Annotated in this window: 1 protein-coding gene and 1 pseudogene; both read right to left on the reverse strand. The window is 66.0% G+C overall.

The window, feature by feature from the left end; all coding sequences use genetic code 11:
- Positions 1 to 533: pseudogene (locus B5F19_RS16765) on the reverse strand (galactose-1-phosphate uridylyltransferase); the annotation flags it as partial.
- A gap of 2 nt (positions 534 to 535) precedes the next feature.
- A partial coding sequence (galE, locus tag B5F19_RS16770; protein ID WP_087292910.1) for a UDP-glucose 4-epimerase GalE occupies positions 536 to 1,228 on the reverse strand: 693 nt, incomplete at its 5' end.

Here is a 1,228-nt window from a genome sequence, read left to right on the forward strand (position 1 = left end):
AGCTGGCACCGGGGGTAGTTGGAGGCGGGCAGGTTCCGGGCGGCGGCGATGGCCTTGGGGTCCTTCTCCGGCTTGGACAGGTTGATGGTGATGTCCAGCTCCCCGTACTCCGTCTCCGTCTTCCACTGCACGTCCTTGGCGATGCGGTCCCGGCGGATATAGTTGGTGTCCTGGCTGAACCGGTAGTACCAGTCTGTGGCCTTCTTCGGGTCCTGCTCCCGCAGGGCCTGGAACTTCCCGATGACTTGGGCGGGCCGGGGGGTGAGCGCCCCCATCAGCTTGGTGTCGAACAGGTCCCGGTAGACGATGGAGTTCTCCTTGAGCACCCCCCGGGCATAGGCGTCGTCCAGCAGGGCGTCCAGCACCTGGGGCAGCTCCTCCTCGCCGCAGGAGGCGGATTCCGGCAGGGTGCAGCCGTCCAGTTCCAGGGTCTCCAGCAGAGCGTTCACCGCCCAGATCTTCTCCTCCGGCTGAATCAGCTCCTTGTCCAGGGCGTAGGAGATCAGCTTGGCAATGGCCTGATCCCGTTCCATGCTCATCCCTCCTCAAAGCCGTGGGGGTGGCTCTTGTGCCAGGCCCAGGCGGAGGCCACGATGGTGTTCAGGTCGTTGTACTTGGGCTTCCAGCCCAGCACCTGGATGGCCTTCTCGGAGGAGGCGATGAGCTGGGCCGGGTCGCCCGCCCGGCGGGGGGCAATCTTGGCCGGGATGGGGTGGCCGGTGACCGCCCGGGCCACGTCCACCACTTCCTTCACCGTGAAGCCCACGCCGTTGCCCAGGTTGAACACGTTGTTGTCCCCGCCATTGAGCAGGTAGTCCAGGGCCAGGATGTGGGCCTGGGCCAGGTCGGTGACGTGGATATAGTCCCGGATGCAGGTGCCGTCCTTGGTGGGGTAGTCGTCACCGAAGATGGACACCGCCTCCCGCTGTCCCAGGGGCACCTGGAGGATGATGGGGATGAGGTGGGTCTCCGGGTTGTGGGCCTCGCCGATGGCCCCGGAGGGGTGGGCGCCGCAGGCGTTGAAGTACCGCAGAGCCACATACCGAAGGCCGTGGGCCTTGGACACCCAGCCCATCATGTGCTCCATGGCCAGCTTGGTCTGGCCGTAGCAGTTGGTGGGGACGGTCTTGTCGTCCTCCAGGATGGGCACCCGCTCGGGCTCGCCGTAGGTGGCGGCGGTGGAGGAGAAGACGATCTTATCCACCCCGTGCTCCACCATGGACTTCAG

Source organism: Pseudoflavonifractor sp. An184 (assembly GCF_002160305.1).
Taxonomy (GTDB): domain Bacteria; phylum Bacillota; class Clostridia; order Oscillospirales; family Oscillospiraceae; genus Lawsonibacter; species Lawsonibacter pullicola.